This is a genomic window from Agrobacterium sp. LY4 (assembly GCF_001526585.1).
Lineage (GTDB): Bacteria > Pseudomonadota > Alphaproteobacteria > Rhizobiales > Rhizobiaceae > Agrobacterium > Agrobacterium leguminum.
Genome location: NZ_ASYA01000011.1, coordinates 11,625 through 31,765, shown reverse-complemented (window position 1 = coordinate 31,765; position 20,141 = coordinate 11,625). Strand labels below are relative to the sequence as shown.

Sequence of the window (20,141 nt, the reverse complement as noted above, 5' to 3'; positions counted from 1 at the left end):
CAGACATGCGCGAATATTCCATAGCCACCATCCCGGCCGACGGCATCGGCCCTGAAGTCATCGCCGCCGGCACCCGGGTGCTTGCGGCCATCGAAAAGCGGGACGGCGGCATCAAGTTCAATTTAGAGAATTTCGATTGGGGTTCCGACTATTACAAGAAGAACGGTGTGATGATGCCGTCCGACGGCCTGTCGAAGCTGAAGAAGTTCGACGCGATCTATTTCGGCGCCGTCGGCGCGCCGGATGTGCCGGATCACATCACGCTGTGGGGCCTTCGCCTGCCCATCTGCCAGGGTTTTGACCAATATGCCAATGTCCGGCCCACGAAGATTCTGCCGGGCATTACGCCGCCGCTGCGCAATTGCGGTCCCGGCGACCTTGACTGGGTCATCGTCCGTGAAAATTCGGAAGGTGAATATTCCGGACATGGCGGTCGCGCGCATCGCGGCCTGCCCGAAGAGGTCGGCACCGAGGTCGCGATCTTTACCCGTGTCGGCGTCACCCGCATCATGCGTTACGCGTTCAAACTGGCGCAGTCGCGGCCGCGCAAGCTGCTGACGGTCGTGACCAAATCCAATGCGCAGCGTCACGGCATGGTCATGTGGGACGAGATCGCGGCGGAAGTCGCCGAAGAGTTTCCAGATGTGACCTGGGACAAGATGCTGGTGGACGCCATGACGGTTCGCATGACGCTCAATCCGAAGAGCCTCGACACCATCGTCGCCACCAATCTTCATGCCGATATCCTGTCTGACCTTGCGGGCGCGCTGGCCGGCAGCCTTGGCGTGGCGCCAACCGGCAATATCGATCCCGAGCGGCGTTTCCCGTCGATGTTCGAACCGATCCACGGTTCCGCCTTCGATATTACCGGCAAGGGCATCGCCAATCCGGTCGCCACGTTCTGGACGGCGGCGCAGATGCTGGATCATCTCGGCGAAGCCGACGCATCCGCCCGGCTGATGCGGGCGGTGGAACGGGTGACGGGCTCGGGCATCCTGACCCCGGATGTCGGCGGCACGGCAACGACAAACGACGTGACCGACGCCGTTGTCGATGCCATTTATTCCTCCAACGTGTGACCGGATCGACCATGCGCTGGACGGATGAGACCGCGAGAGACCTGCTGCGCCGGATGTTCGACGCGGCCGTGGCAAGCGCCAATCCGCAGGAAGCGGTGATGCGGCACCTGCCGCCGAAACCGCAAGGGCGGTGTATCGTGGTCGGCGCCGGAAAAGCCTCGGCGGCGATGGCGGCGGCACTCGAGGCGGCATGGCCCGACGTCGACGTTTCCGGCGTTGTCGTCACGCGATACGGCCACGCCGTCCCGGCTGGCCGCATCCGCATCATCGAGGCGTCTCATCCGGTTCCCGACGAGAGCAGCCTGGAGGCCGGGCGCGCCGTGCTGGATGCGGTTTCCGGACTGTCGGAACGCGATCTGGTCATAGCCATGATCTCCGGCGGCGGTTCCGCCCTCCTCGTTGCGCCCGCTGGCGATATGTCGCTTGCGGACAAGCAGGCGGTGAACAGGGCGCTGCTGGCAAGCGGGGCGACCATCCGGGAGATGAACGCGATCCGCAAGCATCTGTCCATGATCAAGGGTGGACAGCTCGCCAAGGCGGCCGAGCCCGCCCGCCTTGTGACCATGGTGATTTCCGACGTGCCGGGCGATGATCCTTCCGACATTGCGTCGGGTCCGACCGTTGCCGACGACAGCACCATCGCGGAGGTCCGGGAAATCGTTCGCCGGCACGGCATAGCCTTGCCGCCATCGGCACTAGCCGTCCTCGAAAGCGGCCATGAGACGCCCAAATCTCACGACATGGCAAGCGATGTGCGGATGATCGCGACACCTTCGCTTGCTCTTGAGGCGGCGGCGGAGGTGGCGGCGGCGGCCGGACTGCGAACGCTGATACTGGGCGATGCGCTGGAGGGTGAGGCGCGGGAACTCGGCACGGTATTGGGCGGCATCGCGCTTTCCGCCGTTACCAGGGGGCATCCGCTGAAAGGCCCCGCGGTTATCCTCTCCGGCGGTGAGGCGACTGTCACCATCGGTTCGGGCGGTGCCGGTCGCGGCGGGCGCAACACGGAGTTTCTTCTCGCCCTTGCGGCCACCTTGAATGGTCGGACGGGACTATGGGCCATCGCCTGCGATACGGACGGTATCGACGGGACGGAAGATGCGGCGGGTGCGATCGTTGCGCCGGACACGCTTGTAAGAGCGGCGGCCCTGAACCTCGACGCGAAGGCCTATCTCGCCTCTCACGACAGCTATCGTTTTTTCGAGCACCTCGGTGACCTGGTGAAAACAGGTCCCACCCTGACCAATGTGAATGATTTCCGCGCAATTCTCGTATTTTAAAGGGCGGCGAAAGCCGATTGATTGATCATGCATCGTAAACGCCAAGCAAAAATTGTTGCGACGGTCGGGCCTGCCAGCGCATCGCCTGAAATGCTGAAAGCCCTGTTCCTGGCGGGCGTCGATACGTTTCGCCTGAATTTCAGCCATGGCTCGCATGAGGATCATGCCCGGGTTTTCCACGCGATCCGGACGATCGAGCGGGAAATGGCGATGCCCATCGGCATCTTGCAGGATTTGCAGGGTCCCAAGATAAGGCTCGGACGGATCGCGGGCGGGTCGGCCAGCGTGTCGGCGGGGGATGTCGTTCGTTTCGTTCTCCGTTCAGAGAGTGGGGAAACGTCGGCGATTCCCCTGCCTCACCCCGAAATATTCGCCGCCGTAAAGCCCGGCGACGATCTTCTGATCGATGACGGTCGCATACGTGTCCGTCTTTTGCGCGTGGGGGCGGATGAGCTGGAGGCTGAGGTGATCTTCGGCGGTGCGATTTCCGACCGCAAGGGCGTCAATATTCCGGGAACGGTACTGGACATCTCGCCGCTCACGACGAAGGACCGCAGCGATCTCGCCTTCGGTCTCGATCTCGGTGTCGACTGGGTCGCGCTTTCTTTCGTGCAGAAACCCGGCGATCTCATCGAGGCGCGCGGCCTGATCGTCGAACGTGCGGGGCTGGTGGCAAAAATCGAGAAGCCGTCCGCTCTCGAGAAGATCGACGATATCATCAGCCTGTCCGATGCCCTGATGGTGGCGCGCGGCGATCTCGGCGTCGAAATTCCTGCCGAGGAGGTTCCGGGGCGTCAGAAAGAGCTTGTGCGCGCCTGTCGTCAGGCGGTGAAGCCAGTCATTGTCGCCACCCAGATGCTGGATTCGATGGTTTCGTCCGCATCACCCACACGCGCCGAAGCGTCGGATGTTGCCATGGCGATCTATGACGGCGTCGATGCGGTGATGCTCTCCGCTGAAACCGCGACCGGCAGATATCCCGTCGAAACCGTTGAGATGATGGACCGTATCATTCGCAGTACCGAAGGCCACAAGCTCTATAATTCGATCCTGCGGGCGACGGAACCGGCGCTGGAGCCAACACCCGCCCATGCGGTGGCCGGCGCGGCGGCCGATGTCGCCACCGCGATCGGTGCGCCGGCGATTGTAGCCTTCACATCGAGCGGCGTGACGGCGGCTCGCATAGCACGGGAGCGCCCGTCTTTGCCAATCGTGGCGATCACGGCGGATATGGCGGTGGCCCGCAGGCTTTGCCTTTTGTGGGGTGCAATCAGCCTCTATGACGAAGACCTTGGCATTGACGACAGGTTCGAACAGGCGGCACGGCTTGCGAAACATGTCGATCTGGCCCGTTCCGGTGACAATCTCGTCATCGTCAGCGGTATTCCGTTCGGTCAGTCCGGTACGACGAACAATCTGCGCGTGGCCCGGTTGTGACATATCGGACCTTATTGTTCGCGACTTTTAGGGGCCTGCTAGCTGCTCGGTGGAAACCGCATGTAGCGCCCTGCCGGTCCCGAAAAAGCTTTCGATATTGCCGATCGTGGTGTCCGCGATGTTCCTGAGGGCCTCCTGCGTGAAGAAGCCCTGATGGCCGGTGACCAGAACATTGGGGAAGGTCAGCAGCCGCGCGAAAACATCGTCGCGCAGCACATCGTTGGAAAGGTCCTCGAAAAAGAGATCGGCCTCTTCTTCATAAACATCGATGCCGAGACTGCCGATTGTGCCGTCTTTCAGACCCGCAATTGCCGCCTGCGTGTCGATGATGGCGCCGCGGCTGGTATTGACGAGCATCACGCCCTTTTTCAGCAGCGGCAGCGTCTCCCGGCGAATGAGGTGACGGGTCTCCGGTGTGAGCGGGCACATCAGCGCCAGAATGTCCGATGTTCGAAACAGTTTCTCGCGCGTGACGTAGACCATGCCCAGTGCTTCGCAATCTGGATTTGGCCGGACGTCATGGCCGACGAGACGGCAGCCGAAGCCGGCCGCAATGCGCGCGAAAATCGCCCCGATCTTGCCTGTACCGACAATGCCGACCGTCTTGCCGTGAAGGTCGAAGCCGAGAAGGCCATCGAGGGCGAAGTTTCCTTCGCGGACACGGTTATAGGCGCGATGGATCTTGCGGTTGAGCGACAGGATGAGCGCCATGGTGTGCTCGGCGACCGCATAGGGCGAATAGGCCGGCACGCGCGCAACGGTCAGGCCGAGCTTTTCGGCGGCGGCGAGATCGACCTGATTGAAACCGGCGCAGCGCAGGGCGATGAGCCGGACACCCATTTCCGCCAGCTTTTCAAGCACCGGCCGCGACAGGTCGTCATTAACGAAGGCGCAGATCGCCGCCGCTCCCTCCGCCAGCGCCACTGTCTCGAGAGACAGGCGTGCTTCGCAATATTGCATCCGCATGCCAGCGTGGGCGGCAGCGTCAAGGAACTGCCTGTCATAGGGTTTGGCGCTGTAGACCACGATCCGCATCTGTTTCTCCAGTCTCCAAACGAAAGCTGCCGTTACAGGGCGACGCGTCCGGCAGGTGGCTTAGCTGCGAAGGCCCGGCGCTTCCTGTCCCGTGCTTTCCACATATTCGGTATAGCCGCCGCCATATTGGTGGATGCCATCGGGCGTCAGTTCCAGCACCCGGTTCGACAGCGCGGCCAGGAAATGGCGGTCGTGCGAAACGAACAGCATCGTGCCTTCATAATCCGAGAGGGCTTTGATCAGCATTTCCTTGGTGTCGAGATCGAGATGGTTGGTCGGCTCGTCCAGCACGAGGAAGTTCGGCGGATCGAACAGCATGGCCGCCATGACGAGACGGGCCTTTTCACCGCCGGAAAGAACACGGCAGCGTTTTTCCACGTCGTCGCCGGAAAAGCCGAAACAGCCGGCAAGGGCGCGCAACGGCGCCTGCCCCGCCTTCGGAAAACGCTCCTCCAGCCATTCGAGAATGGTGCTGTCGCCATCCAGAACATCCATGGCGTGCTGGGCGAAATAGCCGAGCTTGACGCTGGCGCCGAGGGTGACATTGCCGGAATCCGGTTCCGCCGTGCCGGTCACCAGCTTCAGCAGCGTCGATTTTCCAGCGCCGTTGACACCCATGATGCACCAGCGTTCCTTGCGCCGCACCATGAAATCGAGCTCGCCATAGATCGTGCGGCTGCCATAGGCCTTGTTCACCTTCTTCAGCGCCACGACATCCTCGCCCGACCGGGGCGCCGGTGCGAATTCGAAAGCAACCGTCTGACGCCGTTTTGGCGGCTCGACGCGGTCGATCTTCTCGAGTTTCTTCACGCGGCTCTGTACCTGCGAGGCGTGCGAAGCGCGGGCCTTGAAGCGTTCGATGAACTTGATTTCCTTGGCGAGCATGGCCTGCTGGCGTTCGAACTGCGCCTGCTGTTGCTTTTCGTTCTGCGCGCGCTGCTGTTCGTAAAAGCCGTAGTCACCGGAATAGGAGGTGAGATTGCCGGCATCGATTTCGATGATCTTGGTCACGATGCGGTTCATGAATTCGCGGTCATGCGACGTCATCAGCAAAGCGCCGTCGTAGTTTTTCAGGAAATCCTCGAGCCAGATCAGGCTTTCGAGATCGAGATGGTTCGACGGTTCGTCGAGCAGCATCACGTCCGGGCGCATCAAGAGGATGCGCGCAAGCGCCACGCGCATCTTCCAGCCGCCGGAAAGCTTGGAAACATCGCCGTCCATCATCTCCTGGGTGAAGCTCAATCCGTCCAGCACTTCGCGCGCACGGCCTTCCAACGCGTAGCCGTCCAGTTCCTCATAACGCGCCTGCACTTCGCCGTAACGTTCGATGATGGTGTCCATCTCGTCCATCCGGTCGGGATCGGACATGGCGGCTTCCAGTTCCCGAAGCTCCGCCGCCACTTCGCTGACGGGGCCTGCCCCTTCCATGACTTCCGCGACGGCCGAGCGGCCGGACATTTCACCGACATCCTGATCGAAATAACCGACCGTCATGCCCTTTTCGACGACGACCTGGCCCTCGTCGGGCTGCTCTTCGCCGGTGATCATCCGGAACAGTGTCGTCTTGCCGGCACCGTTCGGACCGACAAGGCCGATCTTCTCGCCGCGATTGAGCGCGGCGGAGGCCTCGATATAGAGAATACGGTGACTGTTCGACTTGCTGATGTTTTCGATGCGGATCATGACAGGGCCTGTGAATGGGAGCGGCCCTCCTATGCCACGGGCCGTCGCCGCTGTCACCTGCCGCACACGTCTTGTCAGTCATGCAGCCGACAAGACGCTCCGGAGCTGCAACTCCGGAAACAGATCAGTTGGTGAGCGTGGCTATGCTGCCAGCAGCCTTGCGGGCGATTTCGCCAAAGGCTGTGACGATCTGCTCCATGTTTTCCGGCGCGTAATAATTGTCGAGGCTCGATGCGCAATATTGCAACAGCGACTTGCCCTTGTCCGGCGCCATGAAGGCGACGCTGAAAATCTTGATCCCGTCTTTCTTGGCGGTCTCGCAGGTGGTGCGCACGGACTGGTCGATGCTGGAGTTCCACGAGGCGCTGTTGCCCGTCATTTCACCGTCGGTCATGAGAACAATATAGCGCTCGAAGGATTCGTTCCCCTGCGCTTTATGTGCTTTCGCTTCATCGGTGTTGGCTTTTTTTAGGGCGTTATAGGCGGCGGTCAGGCTGCTGCGGGCATCGGTGCCGCCGGTCGGAAACTCCGGGATTTGCTTGTCCACGTAGCTGACAACGCTGCTCGTACCCCAGCTGATGGGCTGGGCCGGATAGGTCTCATGTGTATAGACCGAGGCACCTGTGCGAACAAGCTCGGAACCGCCGCTCGCGGTATAGGTCGGGTCAGCCTTGTTCAATGTTGCGACAAGGAACCCGACGGCGGTTTTGAGCGACGTAGCCTTGTTGACATAGCAGGGACTGGACGTGACCTGCGCTTCGCTCTTGCCCCAATTGCTGGAAGTGTAGTTCGGGCAGGATTTTTTCGCGGTATTGATGGTGTCCGTCTTGAATGACATCGAACCGGAACGATCAAGCGCCAGATACATGGAGATCGGTGCGCCCTTGTTGACGGTGCTCTTTGCTGTGCCTGTTACCGAAAGATCGAGTGTTTTTGCGCCAATGAACCCGAGCAGCGGATTGAGCTGTACGCGGTGGTTGATCGTGGTCTCGACGGTGTAGGTCTTGCCGCGGGCGTTTTCCGTCGTCGTGATATTGGTTGGAGAATTCTCCTCCAGTTCCTTCTTCTCTTCCTCGGTCAGGTTCTTTTCCATCTGGGCCGCAATGAAGTTCTTGGCGATTTCCTTGAGCTGCGCGTCCGTCAGGTCTCCCATTTTCAAACGGGCCTCGGTCGCTGCCGCAAGGGCTGCAGAATCCGCGGTATTCTGCATATCCGCTTTCACCTGCATCACATTCGCCAACTCCATGCCGGCGCCGGCAAAACCCAGCAACACCGGCAGCAGAATGGCCGTCATCATGCCGAAATTGCCGCTGGTATCGGCAAGGAAACGGCGCTTCGGTTTTTGATGTGCAGAGGCGGTCATGACGGGCTCACGGATTAGAATATTCGACTGAGCACAGAGAAGCCGCAAACGATGTAAAATCCGCTAACGTGATCGGTTCAATTTTACGCAGCGATCAAATTGGAGCAGTTTTCGAAGTATTTTCAAGAATTGTTTGGCGCGATAGCCGCAATAATACACATAGTGTCATTATTCGACGGGGATGACGTCGACGGCCTGTTTTATCTGCTGGTTGCCATAGCTCTTCAAGACACCGATCACCGGGGCGACATCGGAATAGTCCCTGCCGTAACCGACGACGATATGGTCGCTTCCGGCGACGATATCATTGGTGGGATCGAGTTCCAGATAACCGGCGGCTTCTCCGCACCAGACGCGAACCCAGGCGTGCATTGCATCGGCACCTTCAAGCCGTTCCTTGCCCGGTGGCGGAATGGTGCGCAGGAAACCGCTGACATAACCGGCGGGAATGCCGAGGCTGCGCAGCGCCATGATCATGATATGCGAAAAATCCTGGCACACGCCGCGCTTCAGCTTGAAGGCTTCCGACGGCGTCGTATCGACGGTCGTCGCCTCGCCGTCATAGGTAAAGTCCTTGTGGATGCGTTTGCACAGAGAGAGCGCGATTTCGCGGATGGTCATTCCGGGTTTCAGCGATTCCCGGGCATAGGCCGATATCGCCGCATCCATTCCGATCCTTGGGCTCGCACCGATGAAGTGGTGCGGCGACTGGAAATCGAGGGACCAGACATCGGCCAGGTCCTGCGGCAGCCGGGAAAGTTCCGGGGAGAAATCCGCCGTCAGCGCCGGCGCCTCCACCATCACGCGGGCCTGCATGCGGATATCCAGCTTCTCATGCGGCGCGCGCAGATGCACTGACGTGGCCGATTGATGAAAGAAGTCCTCGAAGGTGGCACGTTCTTCCGGCACCGGCGAAACATCGATGGAGCCGGCGACAAGCCGCTGCCGGCCAGGGATGGAGAGCGGCAGGACACGGATGATGTGGCGCGCGCCGTGGGCCAGCGTGTCGTAAGTGTAACCCATATGCAGGGAAAGATCGTAAAGCATAGGATTATCCGAGATAGGTCCGGGCCAGAACATCGGAGAGATGTTCCATGTCGGTTTCGAGCTGGCGATAGATCGCGCCGTTCATGTTTTCCGGCGTCATGACCGCAAGCCCGGAATGCAGACGCATCGCCTCGCGGTAGAAGGGTGACATCTGGCCGTTGACGAAGGCGTTCGGAAGCTGTTCCACCTCGGTGCGGATCTCGTTCAGCTGGAACAGGATCGAGCGGGGATTGAGCGGGTCGAGCGCCAGAAGATCGGTCACGGTCAGGCCGGCCGTATTGACGTTGTAGCGCCGGCGATGGGTCATGACGCTGTCGCCGATTTCGAGCAGCATGTCATAGGAGCCGTCAGGTGCGTCCGGGCCGGTCATATGGCCGAGAAGACGCGTCATATGCAGGCCGCGCTCCAGGTAGCGGCCGATCGACAGGAAACGCCAGCCGGTGAAGCGATACATGTTTTCGTGCACGAGACCGGCAAAGCCCGCAAGCTTGCGCAGCAGGATCGTCATGGCATGGGTAGCATCGTCGCCGGGGGCCACTTTCGCGTGGAAACGGCGGGCGGTCTTGGCAAGGTCGTTCAGCGCCAGCCACCCGTCAGGCGAAAAGCGGTCGCGGATATTGCTGGCGGAATAAAGCGCGCTGTTGATGTTGTTCAGCAGGCTTTCCGGCACGGCATCGCTCATCTCCACATCGAGCGCTTCGAGATAGCGTGTCACATGCGCGAGCAGAGGCTGGCGCGGATCGGCGGATTCAGCGTAGCGCCCGTGCCAGGCGCGCAGGATGCGCAGGGCGCCTTCTGAACGCTCGATATAACGGCCGAGCCAGAAGAGATTGTCGGCTGCGCGGCTCGGCAGGCTGCCCGGCATATTGCGGGTGAAGCTTTCTTCCGCCGGCAGTAGCGTGGTGCGTTCCACCGGTTTGTCGCTGACGATCCAGACATCCGCAGCGCTTCCGCCCGATTGCATGGCGATGGCGGAGACATCGTTGCTGCTGCCGATACGCGCGAAGCCGCCGGGCATGATCTGCCAGCCATCCTGGGTGCGCGCGGCAAAAACGCGAAGGCTCATCGGGCGCGGCACGAGCTTGTTGTCGATATAGGCCGGGGTTGTCGAAAGCGTCACCACTTCCTGTCCCACCAGCCTGTGGCCGTCGGAGGCGAGCCAGTCGCTGATCGATTCCTTCGCCGTTTCGCGCAGCGACGAGCCAAGCACGGATTGACCGTTATCGTCGAAAAAAGGAAGCCGGGAATAAGCGGGGCCGATGACCATGCCTTCGATATTGCCGGCGACATGGCGGCGTTCCGATTCCTGCCCGCACCACCAGGTGGCGATGGAGGGCAGTTTCAGCTCCTCGCCCAGAATGTGACGGCAGATGCGCGGCATGAAGGCGAGCAGCGCCCGCGTCTCGAGAATACCGCTGCCGAGCGCATTGACGACGGTGAGCGCTTCATTGCGTAGCGCCTGCACCATGCCCGGCGTGCCGATATGGGATTGCTGGTTCAGTTCCAGCGGGTCGGAATAGGAGGCGTCGAGACGCCGCCACAGAACGCCGACCGGTTTCAGTCCCGCTACGGTTCTGACCATGACGCGGCCGTTGACGACGGTGAGGTCTTCGCCTTCCAGCAGCATGAAGCCGAGATAACGGGCGATATAGGCGTGTTCGAAATAGGTTTCGTTGGCGGGGCCGGGCGTCAACACGGCGATCCGGTCGTCGGGGTGCTTTCTTTGCGCCTGCAGCGTGTCGCGGAAAGCGCCAAAGAACGAGGCCAGACGGTGCACATGGGTTTCGGCATAGATATCGGAAAGTGCACGGGTGGTGGCCACCCGGTTTTCGAGCGCGAAACCCGCACCGGAAGGCGCCTGCGTCCGGTCGGCCAGCACCCACCAGTTGCCGTCAGGTCCGCGCCCGATCTCGAAGGAACAGAAATGCAGATAATGGCCGCTTGCCGGTTTCACGCCGACCATGGGCCGTAGATATTCCGGATTGGAGGCGATCAGGGCCGGCGGCACGAAACCTTCCTTGACCAGCCGGTTTTCGCCGTAAAAATCGGCCACCATGGCTTCCAGAAGATTGGCGCGCTGTTTCAGCCCCTCGGAAAGAACCGCCCACTCCCTGTCGTCGATCAGCACCGGAATATGGGAGATCGGCCAGTTTCTTTCGCTGCTGCCCTTACCGTAATCGCGGTAGAACACGCCGGCATCGCGCAGATAGCGGTCGGTGCGGGCAAAGCGCTCGTGCAATTCCCGTTCCGACATGCGCGACAGGGCGTCGAGCAGGGTCTTCCAGACCGGCCTGACCTTGCCGTTGGTATCGAGCATTTCGTCGGCAACGCCCGGCAAGGGGGAATATTCGAGCCCGCGCGGTTGCGCGCTCGTTTCCGTCTTGCGTTCCGTTGCCGGGGCTTTGGACAATTTACACTCCGTAAGGCCGACGCAGATCGAGCGTCAGCGGAAATTCTGGCGACATGGTTTCCGCTTGTAGCGGATATTGCCCTGCCGTATGCCCCCATGGTTCGAAACGGGCGAGGCGGCGTGCCTCGGCCTCATTGCCGTTGACGGGAAACGTCTCGTAATTGCGCCCGCCCGGATGAGCAACATGGTAGATGCATCCGCCGATCGATCGCCTCGACCATGTATCATAAATGTCAAAGGTCAAGGGTGAATTGACGGGCAGAACGGGATGCAGGCCGGAAGCGGGCTGCCATGCCTTGAAGCGAACGCCGGCGACCGCGACGCTGCGGTTTTCAGTCGGGGTCAGCGGCACGGCGCGGCCGTTGCAGGCAACCGCGTAACGGGCGGGATTGGAGGTTTCCAGCCGCACCTGCAGGCGCTCGACGGAGCTGTCGACATAACGCACGGTTCCGCCGATGGCGCCCTGTTCGCCCATCACATGCCAGGGCTCCAGCGCCTGGCGCAGTTCCAGCTTCGCACCCTCATATTCCACTTCGCCGAAGAAGGGGAAACGGAATTCCTGCTGGGCAGTGAACCATTCCGGCTTGAGATCGAAGCCGTTTTCCCTGAGGTCGGCAAGCACGTCGAGGAAATCCGCCCAGATATAATGCGGCAGCATGAAACGGTCGGCGAGCGCCGTACCCCAGCGCACGAATTTGCCGGCGGCCGGGTTTTTCCAGAAGCGGGCGATGAGGGCGCGCACCAGCAATTGCTGGGCGAGCGACATGCGCGCGTTGGGCGGCATTTCGAAACCGCGGAATTCCACCAGCCCGAGGCGGCCAGTCGGCCCGTCAGGCGAAAACAGCTTGTCGATGCAGATTTCAGCGCGATGGGTATTGCCCGTCACATCCGTCAGAAGATTGCGGAACAGCCGGTCGACCAGCCATGGCAGCGGCGGCACGCCTTCTCCGGGGGCAGGCACCTGCGCAAGCGCGATCTCCAGCTCGTAGAGACTGTCGTGGCGGGCTTCGTCGATACGCGGCGCCTGGCTCGTCGGGCCGATGAAGAGACCTGAGAAGAGATAGGAGAGCGAGGGATGCCGCTGCCAGTGCAGAACGAGGCTTTTGAGAAGATCGGGCCGGCGCAGGAAGGGGCTGTCATTGGGGTTGGCGCCACCCACGACCACATGGTTGCCGCCGCCGGTGCCGGTGTGGCGGCCGTCGATCATGAACTTGTCGGCGCCGAGACGCGATTGACGCGCCTCCTCATAAACAGCCGTGGTGATGTCGACGCAATCCTTCCAGCCCGCGGCGGGGTGGATGTTGACCTCGATGACGCCCGGATCGGGTGCGACACGGATGACATTGACGCGTTCGTCATGCGGCGGCGCATAGCCCTCGATATGGACGGGCAAGCCAAGATCGGCGGCTGCCGCTTCCGCTGCTGCAATTAGTTCCAGATAATCCTCGATGCGCTCGACCGGCGGCATGAAGACGCAGAGCCTTCCGTCACGCGGTTCCACCGACATGGCGGTGCGCACCGCGCCGCCGATTTCGCCGAGCGTCTGTTCGATGCGCTCCTGCCCCGGGGCCTCGCTGGCATGGAAGGAGGCTTCGGGCATGGCGCGGCCCGATGGCGTCAGCACATCGGGAAGCGGACCGCGGGGGATCGAAGGATCGGCTTCATGAATATAGGGATAGGCGGATGGCGGCACATAGGGCAGGGTGCCGAGCGGCAGACGGTAACCCACCGGGCTGTCACCCGGAACGAGGAATATTTTACCGCGCCGCGTCTTCCATTTTTCGCTGATCCAGCGTTTGCCGGCGGCGCGCGCATTCCACGCCTGAACGGGAAGAATATAGCCGGTCGGTGTCGTCAGTCCCCGCTCGAAGACGCGGGCCATGCGGTTTCGCTCCTCCGGGTCTTTCAGCTTGGAATTGGACGGGTCGACATTGTCGGGAAGGCTGCCTTCCTTGATGATCCATTCGGCCGGATCTTCATAGGCCGGCAGCACCAGCTCAGGCTCGATGCCGAGATGGGAGGCGATGCCGCCCAGCAGTTTCTGCGCATCTTCCGCCTTGACGCCTGTATTTGCGCCCTCCTCCGCGATCAGCGCCGGGTTCTGCCAGATCGGCAGGCCGTCCTTGCGCCAATAGAGCGAGAAGGTCCAGCGCGGCAGGCTTTCGCCCGGATACCATTTCCCCTGCCCGTAATGCAGAAAGCCGCCCGGTGCGAAACGCTCACGCAGACGGCGGATCAGGGCATCGGCCTTTTCACGCTTTGTCGGCCCGACCGCGCCGGTGTTCCATTCGTCGGATTCGAAATCGTCGATGGAAACGAAGGTCGGTTCGCCGCCCATGGTCAACCGGACGTCATGGCTGTTCAGAACGTCATCGACCTCCTGGCCGAGCGCGTTGAGTTCCTCCCAGCTTTCATCCGAAAAAGGTTTGGTGATGCGCGGCGTTTCCGCAACCCGCCGGACCTGCATGTCGAAGGCGAATTCCGTATTGGCATGGCCGTAATAACCGCCGGAAATCGGCGCCGCATTGCGGTAATGCGGCGTTGCCGCCAGCGGAATATGGCTCTCGCCCGTCAGAAGCCCCGAGGTGGGGTCAAGGCCGATCCAGCCGGCGCCGGGCATATAGACTTCGGCCCAGGCGTGCAGATCGGTGAAGTCCACTTCGGTGCCGGATGGGCCATCCAGCGCCTTGAGATCGGGGGTGAGCTGAATGAGATATCCCGACACGAAACGGGCGGCGAGGCCAAGATGCCGCAGAACCTGCACCAGCAGCCAGCTGGTATCGCGGCAGGACCCCTTGCCGGAAGCAAGCGTTTCCTCCGGCGTCTGGACGCCCGGTTCCATGCGGATGACGTAACCGATCTCCTGTTGCAGGCGGGCATTGAGGCCAACGACCATATCCACCGTCTGCTGCCCCGGCGTGCGGTCGACGGTGGCCATGAAGGCGGCAAGCAGCGGGCCTGTCGGCTCCGGCTTCATGTAGATGGACAGGTCGTCGCGCAATTCCTGCGGATAGTCGAAAGGCCACTTTGTCGCCTCTTCCTCCACAAAGAAATCGAACGGATTGTAAACCGTCATATCGGCGACAAGATCGACCTCGATCTTAAATTCCGTCGCCGGCTCGGGAAAAACGAAGCGGGCGAGGTAATTGCCGTAGGGATCCTGCTGAAGGTTCACGAAGTGATTGGAGGGCGAAACCTTGAGCGAATGGCTGATAACGCGGGTTCTGGAGTGCGAGGCGGGCTTTAATCTTATGATCTGTGGTCCAAGGCGAACCGGATTGTCGTATTTATAATGCGTCAGATGATAGATGCTCGCTTTGATCGCCATTAATCTGCCTTGCCCGGTTTTCCGGCTTATGCGGTTTGTCCGCCCCTCTGAAATTATTCGGATTTTGTGCAATGCAGGAAAAGAAAGCAAGGATCATTTCCGGGGGCAACCGCATTGTTGGTCGAGGCCGCGATATTTGCCCGAGGTAAGAATTGTCCGGGCTTTTCAATCATCGCCACTGAGATTTCGCCGGGATTGTGGACAAGGTCGAACGGCGTGTTATTGCTTGGCAACGAAAGGCGCAGAATCGCGACCCGCTTTCTTTGCCGACTGACGTTTCGGAATGGAATGAATGGCAACAACGGTGACCGACGATCAGCGCAAAAGCGCGGCTAATCTTTCGGGTTTCGATCTCGATTTCCCGGCGCAGCTGCGCATGATGGGGCGTGCCTTCTGGACCTCGCCGGTGCGCACCCGGCTGATCTTGCTGTCGATAGCGCTGCTCACGGTGATATTGCTTACCGCCTATGGGCAGATCAGGCTCAATGAATGGAACGCGCCGTTTTACAACGCGCTGGAGCGGCGCGATCTTGCCGCCTTCATTCACCAGCTGGAGGTCTTCGCCATCATCGCGGGGCTGTTGCTTCTCCTCAACGTCATCCAGACCTGGCTGAATCAGATGACGGCGCTGAACATGCGCGAGGGCCTTGCCAAGGATATGGTGGATCAATGGCTGAAACCGGGGCGGGCTGCGCGTCTTGCCGGTTTCGGCACGATTGCGATCAACCCCGACCAGCGCCTGCATGACGATGTCCGCAATCTGGCTGAAAGCAGCACGGCGCTTTCCATCGGTCTCGTCAATGCGACGATCCTGCTCGTCAGCTTTATCGGCGTCCTCTGGTCGCTCTCGGCCGGCTTTGCCATCACCATCAGCGGCGATACCTATGCGATCCCCGGCTATATGGTCTGGGCGGCGATCCTTTACGCCGGTTCGGCTTCCCTGCTCAGCAATCTCGTCGGTTATCGGCTGGTGGGGCTGAATGCCGAGCGTTATTCCAAAGAGGCGGAGCTTCGCTTCTCACTGATGCGGGCCAGCGAAAATCTTGCCGCCATTGCCCTTGCGCGCGGCGAAAAGAACGAAAGGCGGCGGATAGGCATCGATATTGATGCGGTGCTCGGCGTCATTCGCGGGCTCGCCATGGCGCTGACGCATCTGACGTGGGTTTCGGCAGGATATGGCTGGCTGGCGGTGGTGGCGCCGATCCTGATCGCGGCTCCGGTTTATTTTTCCGGCAACCTCACCTTCGGCGGGCTGATGATGGCCGTCGGTGCGTTCAACCAGGTTAACACGGCGCTGCGCTGGTACATCGACAATTTCGGGCCGATCGCCAGCTGGAAAGCAACGTTGCAGCGCGTTTCGGTGTTCCGTAACGCGCTTATCCAGATGGACAGCGTCGAACAGCACGGCCTGGCGATCGATCTGCAACGCAGCGCGGAGAATGAAAAAATCCGTCTCCAGTCGGTAGTGATCTGCCGCGATGCGGGTGGGCAGGATCTGGATCGCGGCTTCCAGCTGCGCGAGAGCGAAGTCGAGATCGGGCTGGGCGAACGGCTGATGATCAATGGCGAGCAGGGCGTGAACCGAAGGTTGCTGTTTGCGGCCATGGCGGGCCTGTGGCCCTGGGGACAGGGCAAGATCGAGATGCCCGAGCAGTCCGACACGCTTTTCATTGCCCAGCACGGCTATCTGCCGGCGGGATCGCTGCGTGAAATCCTCGCCTATCCGCGCGCTCCCCAGCGTTTTACCGATACGGATTATGTCTCGGCGCTCACTGCCTGCGGGCTTGGCGAGATGGCATCCCGTCTCGAGGAAAATATTCGCTGGGATAAAAAACTGGATTCGGATGAGCAGGCCAGCATCCGGGTGGCCAATGCCCTGCTGCTGAAGCCGAAATTCCTCGTTATCGATGATTTGCTCGAAGGGCTGGAAAAACAGACGCAGGATACGCTGGCGGAAGTTCTGAACGGGATCGAGGGTGCGGCGATCATCTATATCGGCCGGTCGGAAACATTCCTGTCGGTTCTCGCTCCGGCTGTGGCACATCTCGACCATACCGCGCAGAAGGAAAATATCGCCAGGGCTGGGAGCGCTCCGGAATAGGTCATTGGGCCATTCGACTGTTCGGGGCCGACTAGAGCCGCAAATGCCATTTGTCCGAATCGAGTCGCTGCTGTTTGGCAAGGCTTATGGTGGTGTCCGGCTCCACCTGCGAACGCAGGGCAAGGGTGCCGGTCGCCAGGCTGATGGCGACGACGCTGGCGACCGCCAGGACGATACGGTCGTAGCGCTGCTGTATTGTGTTGTTTCCACTCCAGTCATAGGCCATTCGCACGCCCTCGCGTTTTTTGGAATCGTGCCTCATCATGGTTAACCGAAGCTTACGATGGCTCTGTGATTCCTTGCTGTTTTGGAAGGGCTGCCGCGACAAATCGGCTATTGGCGGATGGGGTGCGGTTGTTTAAGTCCGGCAGCGGGAGGCTTGTGAAAGGACTTTGAGACATGGACCAGCAACCGCCCGCCGATATGGAACTCACGCTCAGAACGCTTGCGATGCCCGCCGATGCCAACCCGGCCGGCGATATTTTCGGCGGCTGGGTCATGTCGCAGATGGACCTTGCCGCTTTCGTCCGCGCCAATGATGTGGCCGGCGGCCGCACCGTCACCGTCGCAGTCAATGAGATCGTCTTCAAGAAGCCGGTCAAGATCGGCGATACATTGTGTGTCTACACCAAAATCGAAAAGATCGGCCGCACCTCCGTCACGTTAAAGATCGAGGCCTGGACCCGCAGGCACTATCAGGATTCACGCGAAAAGGTGACGGAGGCCGTCTTCATCATGGTCGCGGTGGACGACAACGGCGATCCGCGTCCTGTCCGCAAGGAGGCGTGAGGCGGCTTCCGCTTTTTTTCAAAGCAATTCCGAAGCGCCTGTGAAAGATTAAAAGCATAGGCGTTTCGGATTTTTTACAATTCGATATCCGTCCGCTCAATACTTTAGAAATATCCAATTTATTTATCAATTTTTGCGATCAAGATATGGAATAGGACGGGGATCAGGCTTTGACCATTCCAGGTGTTGTTATTGTCGGCGGCGCTCACGGCACGCTCGCCCTTGCCCGCAGCCTCGGCGCCCTGAATGTGCCTGTTTATTACCTCACCCACGATTCCCCTTTGCCGGGTTGGTCGCGTTTCGTGCGGGAAACAATCCGCTGGGCCGGCCCGCATGATGCCGGGGCACTGCCGTTCCTGCGTCAAATGGCCGACAAGCATGGTTTGAAGGGCTGTCTGCTGGTGCCGTCCGGCGATGGAGAGGTCCAGCTCGTTGCGCAGCATCGTGAGGAACTGTCCTCGCTCTACAAAATCATCCTGCCGGATTGGACGGCGCTGCAATGGCTCTGCGAAAAACCGCTGCTTTATCAGCGCGCCGCAGAACTTGGCGTCAGTATTCCGCGAACCTATGCGCTGGCATCGGCCGCTGACATCGATACGCTGGACATATTGTTTCCCGTCATTCTCAAGCCGAATATGGGCGGTGGCGATACCACCATCGCCAGGGCGAAAGTCATTCGCGCCGATGACCGACATGCTCTGAAAACGGCTTTTGCCGATGCAAGTGGAGAGATCGGCGCCGGCAATGTCGTCGTGCAGGAACTCATTCCGGGTGGGGGAGAAAGCCAGTTCTCCTACGCGGCGCTCTGGCTGAACGGAGAGCCGGTAGCGGAATTCACCGCTCGGCGCGCGCGGCAATATCCCGTCGATTTCGGCTATACCAGCACCCGCGTCGAGGTCGTCGACAACGGGCAAGCGGTGGATGCGGCCCGAAAAATACTGAAATCGGCCGGCCATAGCGGGCTGGTCGAGGCGGAATTCAAGCTCGACGGCCGGGACGGGAAACTCAAGCTGCTCGATGTCAATCCGCGCCCATGGTCGTGGTTTGGCCTTTGCTCTGCGGCGGGCATCGACCTTGGCGCCCTGCTATGGCGGGTCGCCAATGGCGAGCCGGTCGGCCAGCCCGGCAATGTGCGACAGGGCGTTTCCTGGTCCTATCTTGTCCGCGATGCCGTTGCCGCCTTCACATTGGCCAGGAGGGGGCAGGCCAAAATCGGCGACTATTTCGCGTCTCTGGGCAATATCCGCAGCTGGGCCGCCTTTGCGCCGAACGATCCCTTGCCGGGCCTGATCGATCTGCCGCTGACGGTCTCGAGAGTCGTGAGAAAACGCCTTCTTCCCGGCCTGACATCAGGACAATCGGGGAGGATGTTTTTTCAGCCGATAAAACGCCTTGTGAAATATGGAGCCATAAGGGCGGGGCTGGAGGTGAGTTCTCTCCCGGCCGTCCGTTCGGCATTTCCGTCTTTCGCCGGGCGTGGTGTGATCTTCACGCTTCATCATGTGCGCCCCGGAAGGGCTGTTTCGGCTTTCGCACCCAATGTGCAATTGTCCGTGACGCCGCAATTTCTGGAAGAGGCGATACAGGCCGCTCTCGAATGCGGTCTCGTTCCAGTCCATCTGCACGATCTGCCGGCTCTGCTTGCCGATAATCACGAGGGCCGGTCGTTCTGCGCCTTCACGCTTGATGACGGCTATCGAAACAATGCCGACTATGCCGCGCCGATCTTCCGTAAATATGCCGTTCCCTACACGATTTTCATCACGCCGGGTTTTGTGGAGCGAACACGCAGCCTCTGGTGGGAAACCGCCGCTGCCCTGACGCAGAAAGCCGCGTCGTTCGAATTCGATTTCGGGGCGGGGCCGGAGCAGGTGGCATGCGCCAGCCCTTCGCAGAAAGCGGAGGCATTCACGCGGCTTGAAGATTTCGTCCAGAACTTTTCGGAGGACGAGGCCGTGGAAAGGATCGATCGTGTCGCGAGGCAGCATGGCGTCGATCCCATCGCGATCGTGGACGAACTTGTTATGGATGAAGATGAGCTCAGGGCGCTGGCGGAGGACCCTCTGGTGCATTTCGGCGCGCATACCATGACGCATGTGAATATGCGCAAGGTCGATGCGGCGCGTCTGGCTTATGAAATTGCGGAATCGACGCGCCGTGTGGAAGCTTATGCCGGCCATCGGCCACGGTCCTTTTCCTATCCCTATGGCTGGGTGAAGGCCGTGGGAGAACGCGAAGCGAAAGCGGTTCACGATGCAGGATTTTCCGCGGCCGTAACCACGCAGGCTGGCGTTATCGGTTCCCACAGCCTTGAAAAGCCGACGCAGTTGCCGCGCGTATCGCTGAATGGACGCTTTCAGAAAAAGCGCTTCGTCAAGGCGCTCATCTCGGGCCTGCCCTTCCGGTTCATCTAGCGCCGTTGTTCGTTCGTCATCGCTCGGCCGTCTCGCCATATATGGCTGCGGCCCGCGTTTGGCGTTCTCTTTTGCCGTTTACGATTTCTTCTCTCGTCCTTTGAGCCCCTTTGCGGCCGATTGGCCAGCCCGAAAAGCTGCGCCATAATTTTTGTTATTCACATCCATTTATCTA

At 60.6% G+C, this 20,141-nt stretch carries 13 protein-coding genes; 6 read left to right on the top strand and 7 right to left on the bottom strand.

Features of this window, described 5'->3' with window-relative positions; translation table 11 throughout:
* Positions 1-5 precede the first annotated feature (5 nt).
* From L904_RS10415 to pyk, 3 genes are read left to right on the top strand one after another with little or no spacing between them, the layout of a single operon-like run.
* Complete coding sequence (locus L904_RS10415; RefSeq protein ID WP_020808594.1) at positions 6-1,079, top strand: tartrate dehydrogenase; 1,074 nt, start codon at positions 6-8, stop codon at positions 1,077-1,079.
* Between the two features lie 11 nt (positions 1,080-1,090).
* Complete coding sequence (locus L904_RS10410; protein ID WP_020808593.1) at positions 1,091-2,359, top strand: glycerate kinase; 1,269 nt, start codon at positions 1,091-1,093, stop codon at positions 2,357-2,359.
* A 27-nt stretch (positions 2,360-2,386) separates the two neighbouring features.
* The gene (pyk, locus tag L904_RS10405) at positions 2,387-3,796 is read left to right on the top strand and encodes a pyruvate kinase (protein WP_031233357.1); all 1,410 of its coding nucleotides are present in this window, start codon (positions 2,387-2,389) and stop codon (positions 3,794-3,796) included.
* Between the two features lie 27 nt (positions 3,797-3,823).
* Here pyk and L904_RS10400 read toward each other — a convergent pair whose 3' ends face one another.
* The 6 genes from L904_RS10400 to L904_RS10375 all read right to left on the bottom strand — a co-directional run bounded on the left by L904_RS10400 (position 3,824) and on the right by L904_RS10375 (position 14,662).
* Complete coding sequence (locus L904_RS10400) at positions 3,824-4,831, bottom strand: 2-hydroxyacid dehydrogenase (protein WP_020808591.1); 1,008 nt, start codon at positions 4,829-4,831, stop codon at positions 3,824-3,826.
* A 60-nt stretch (positions 4,832-4,891) separates the two neighbouring features.
* Positions 4,892-6,514 (bottom strand): ABC-F family ATP-binding cassette domain-containing protein, encoded by a 1,623-nt coding sequence (locus L904_RS10395; protein WP_020808590.1) that lies wholly within the window; start codon positions 6,512-6,514, stop codon positions 4,892-4,894.
* Positions 6,515-6,638: 124 nt separating this feature from the next.
* A complete protein-coding gene (locus L904_RS10390) occupies positions 6,639-7,877 on the bottom strand; it encodes a TadE/TadG family type IV pilus assembly protein (RefSeq protein ID WP_020808589.1) in 1,239 nt (412 codons plus the stop codon).
* Between the two features lie 168 nt (positions 7,878-8,045).
* Positions 8,046-8,924 carry a transglutaminase family protein gene (locus L904_RS10385; protein WP_020808588.1) on the bottom strand — a complete coding sequence of 293 codons (879 nt, stop codon included), beginning with the start codon at positions 8,922-8,924 and terminating at the stop codon, positions 8,046-8,048.
* Positions 8,925-8,928: 4 nt separating this feature from the next.
* On the bottom strand, positions 8,929-11,334 hold the full coding sequence (locus L904_RS10380) for a circularly permuted type 2 ATP-grasp protein (RefSeq protein ID WP_020808587.1): 2,406 nt from the start codon (positions 11,332-11,334) through the stop codon (positions 8,929-8,931).
* Between the two features lies 1 nt (position 11,335).
* Positions 11,336-14,662, bottom strand: a complete 3,327-nt coding sequence (locus L904_RS10375) for a DUF2126 domain-containing protein (RefSeq protein ID WP_059762515.1) — start codon at positions 14,660-14,662, stop codon at positions 11,336-11,338.
* 292 nt (positions 14,663-14,954) lie between these two features.
* Here L904_RS10375 and L904_RS10370 point away from each other — a divergent pair, with 292 nt between their 5' ends.
* Positions 14,955-16,763 carry an ABC transporter ATP-binding protein/permease gene (locus L904_RS10370; protein WP_035260780.1) on the top strand — a complete coding sequence of 603 codons (1,809 nt, stop codon included), beginning with the start codon at positions 14,955-14,957 and terminating at the stop codon, positions 16,761-16,763.
* Between the two features lie 31 nt (positions 16,764-16,794).
* Here L904_RS10370 and L904_RS10365 read toward each other — a convergent pair whose 3' ends face one another.
* Positions 16,795-17,028: a hypothetical protein gene (locus L904_RS10365; RefSeq protein ID WP_078052121.1), complete on the bottom strand. Its 234-nt coding sequence runs from the start codon at positions 17,026-17,028 to the stop codon at positions 16,795-16,797.
* A gap of 134 nt (positions 17,029-17,162) precedes the next feature.
* Here L904_RS10365 and L904_RS10360 point away from each other — a divergent pair, with 134 nt between their 5' ends.
* Positions 17,163-17,552 (top strand): acyl-CoA thioesterase, encoded by a 390-nt coding sequence (locus tag L904_RS10360; RefSeq protein WP_035260778.1) that lies wholly within the window; start codon positions 17,163-17,165, stop codon positions 17,550-17,552.
* A gap of 170 nt (positions 17,553-17,722) precedes the next feature.
* The gene (locus tag L904_RS10355) at positions 17,723-19,966 is read left to right on the top strand and encodes a polysaccharide deacetylase family protein (protein WP_035260776.1); all 2,244 of its coding nucleotides are present in this window, start codon (positions 17,723-17,725) and stop codon (positions 19,964-19,966) included.
* The last annotated feature ends 175 nt before the right edge of the window (positions 19,967-20,141 follow it).

Excerpts from the sequence above, each read along its gene's own strand:
- L904_RS10365 (WP_078052121.1), bottom strand. The coding sequence starts at position 17,028 with ATGATGAGGCACGATTCCAAAAAACGCGAGGGCGTGCGAATGGCCTAT.
- L904_RS10375 (WP_059762515.1), bottom strand. The coding sequence starts at position 14,662 with ATGGCGATCAAAGCGAGCATCTATCATCTGACGCATTATAAATACGAC.
- L904_RS10400 (WP_020808591.1), bottom strand. The coding sequence starts at position 4,831 with ATGCGGATCGTGGTCTACAGCGCCAAACCCTATGACAGGCAGTTCCTT.
- L904_RS10385 (WP_020808588.1), bottom strand. The coding sequence starts at position 8,924 with ATGCTTTACGATCTTTCCCTGCATATGGGTTACACTTACGACACGCTG.
- L904_RS10415 (WP_020808594.1), top strand. The coding sequence starts at position 6 with ATGCGCGAATATTCCATAGCCACCATCCCGGCCGACGGCATCGGCCCT.
- pyk (WP_031233357.1), top strand. The coding sequence starts at position 2,387 with ATGCATCGTAAACGCCAAGCAAAAATTGTTGCGACGGTCGGGCCTGCC.
- L904_RS10390 (WP_020808589.1), bottom strand. The coding sequence starts at position 7,877 with ATGACCGCCTCTGCACATCAAAAACCGAAGCGCCGTTTCCTTGCCGAT.
- L904_RS10370 (WP_035260780.1), top strand. The coding sequence starts at position 14,955 with ATGGCAACAACGGTGACCGACGATCAGCGCAAAAGCGCGGCTAATCTT.
- L904_RS10395 (WP_020808590.1), bottom strand. The coding sequence starts at position 6,514 with ATGATCCGCATCGAAAACATCAGCAAGTCGAACAGTCACCGTATTCTC.
- L904_RS10410 (WP_020808593.1), top strand. The coding sequence starts at position 1,091 with ATGCGCTGGACGGATGAGACCGCGAGAGACCTGCTGCGCCGGATGTTC.
- L904_RS10360 (WP_035260778.1), top strand. The coding sequence starts at position 17,163 with ATGGACCAGCAACCGCCCGCCGATATGGAACTCACGCTCAGAACGCTT.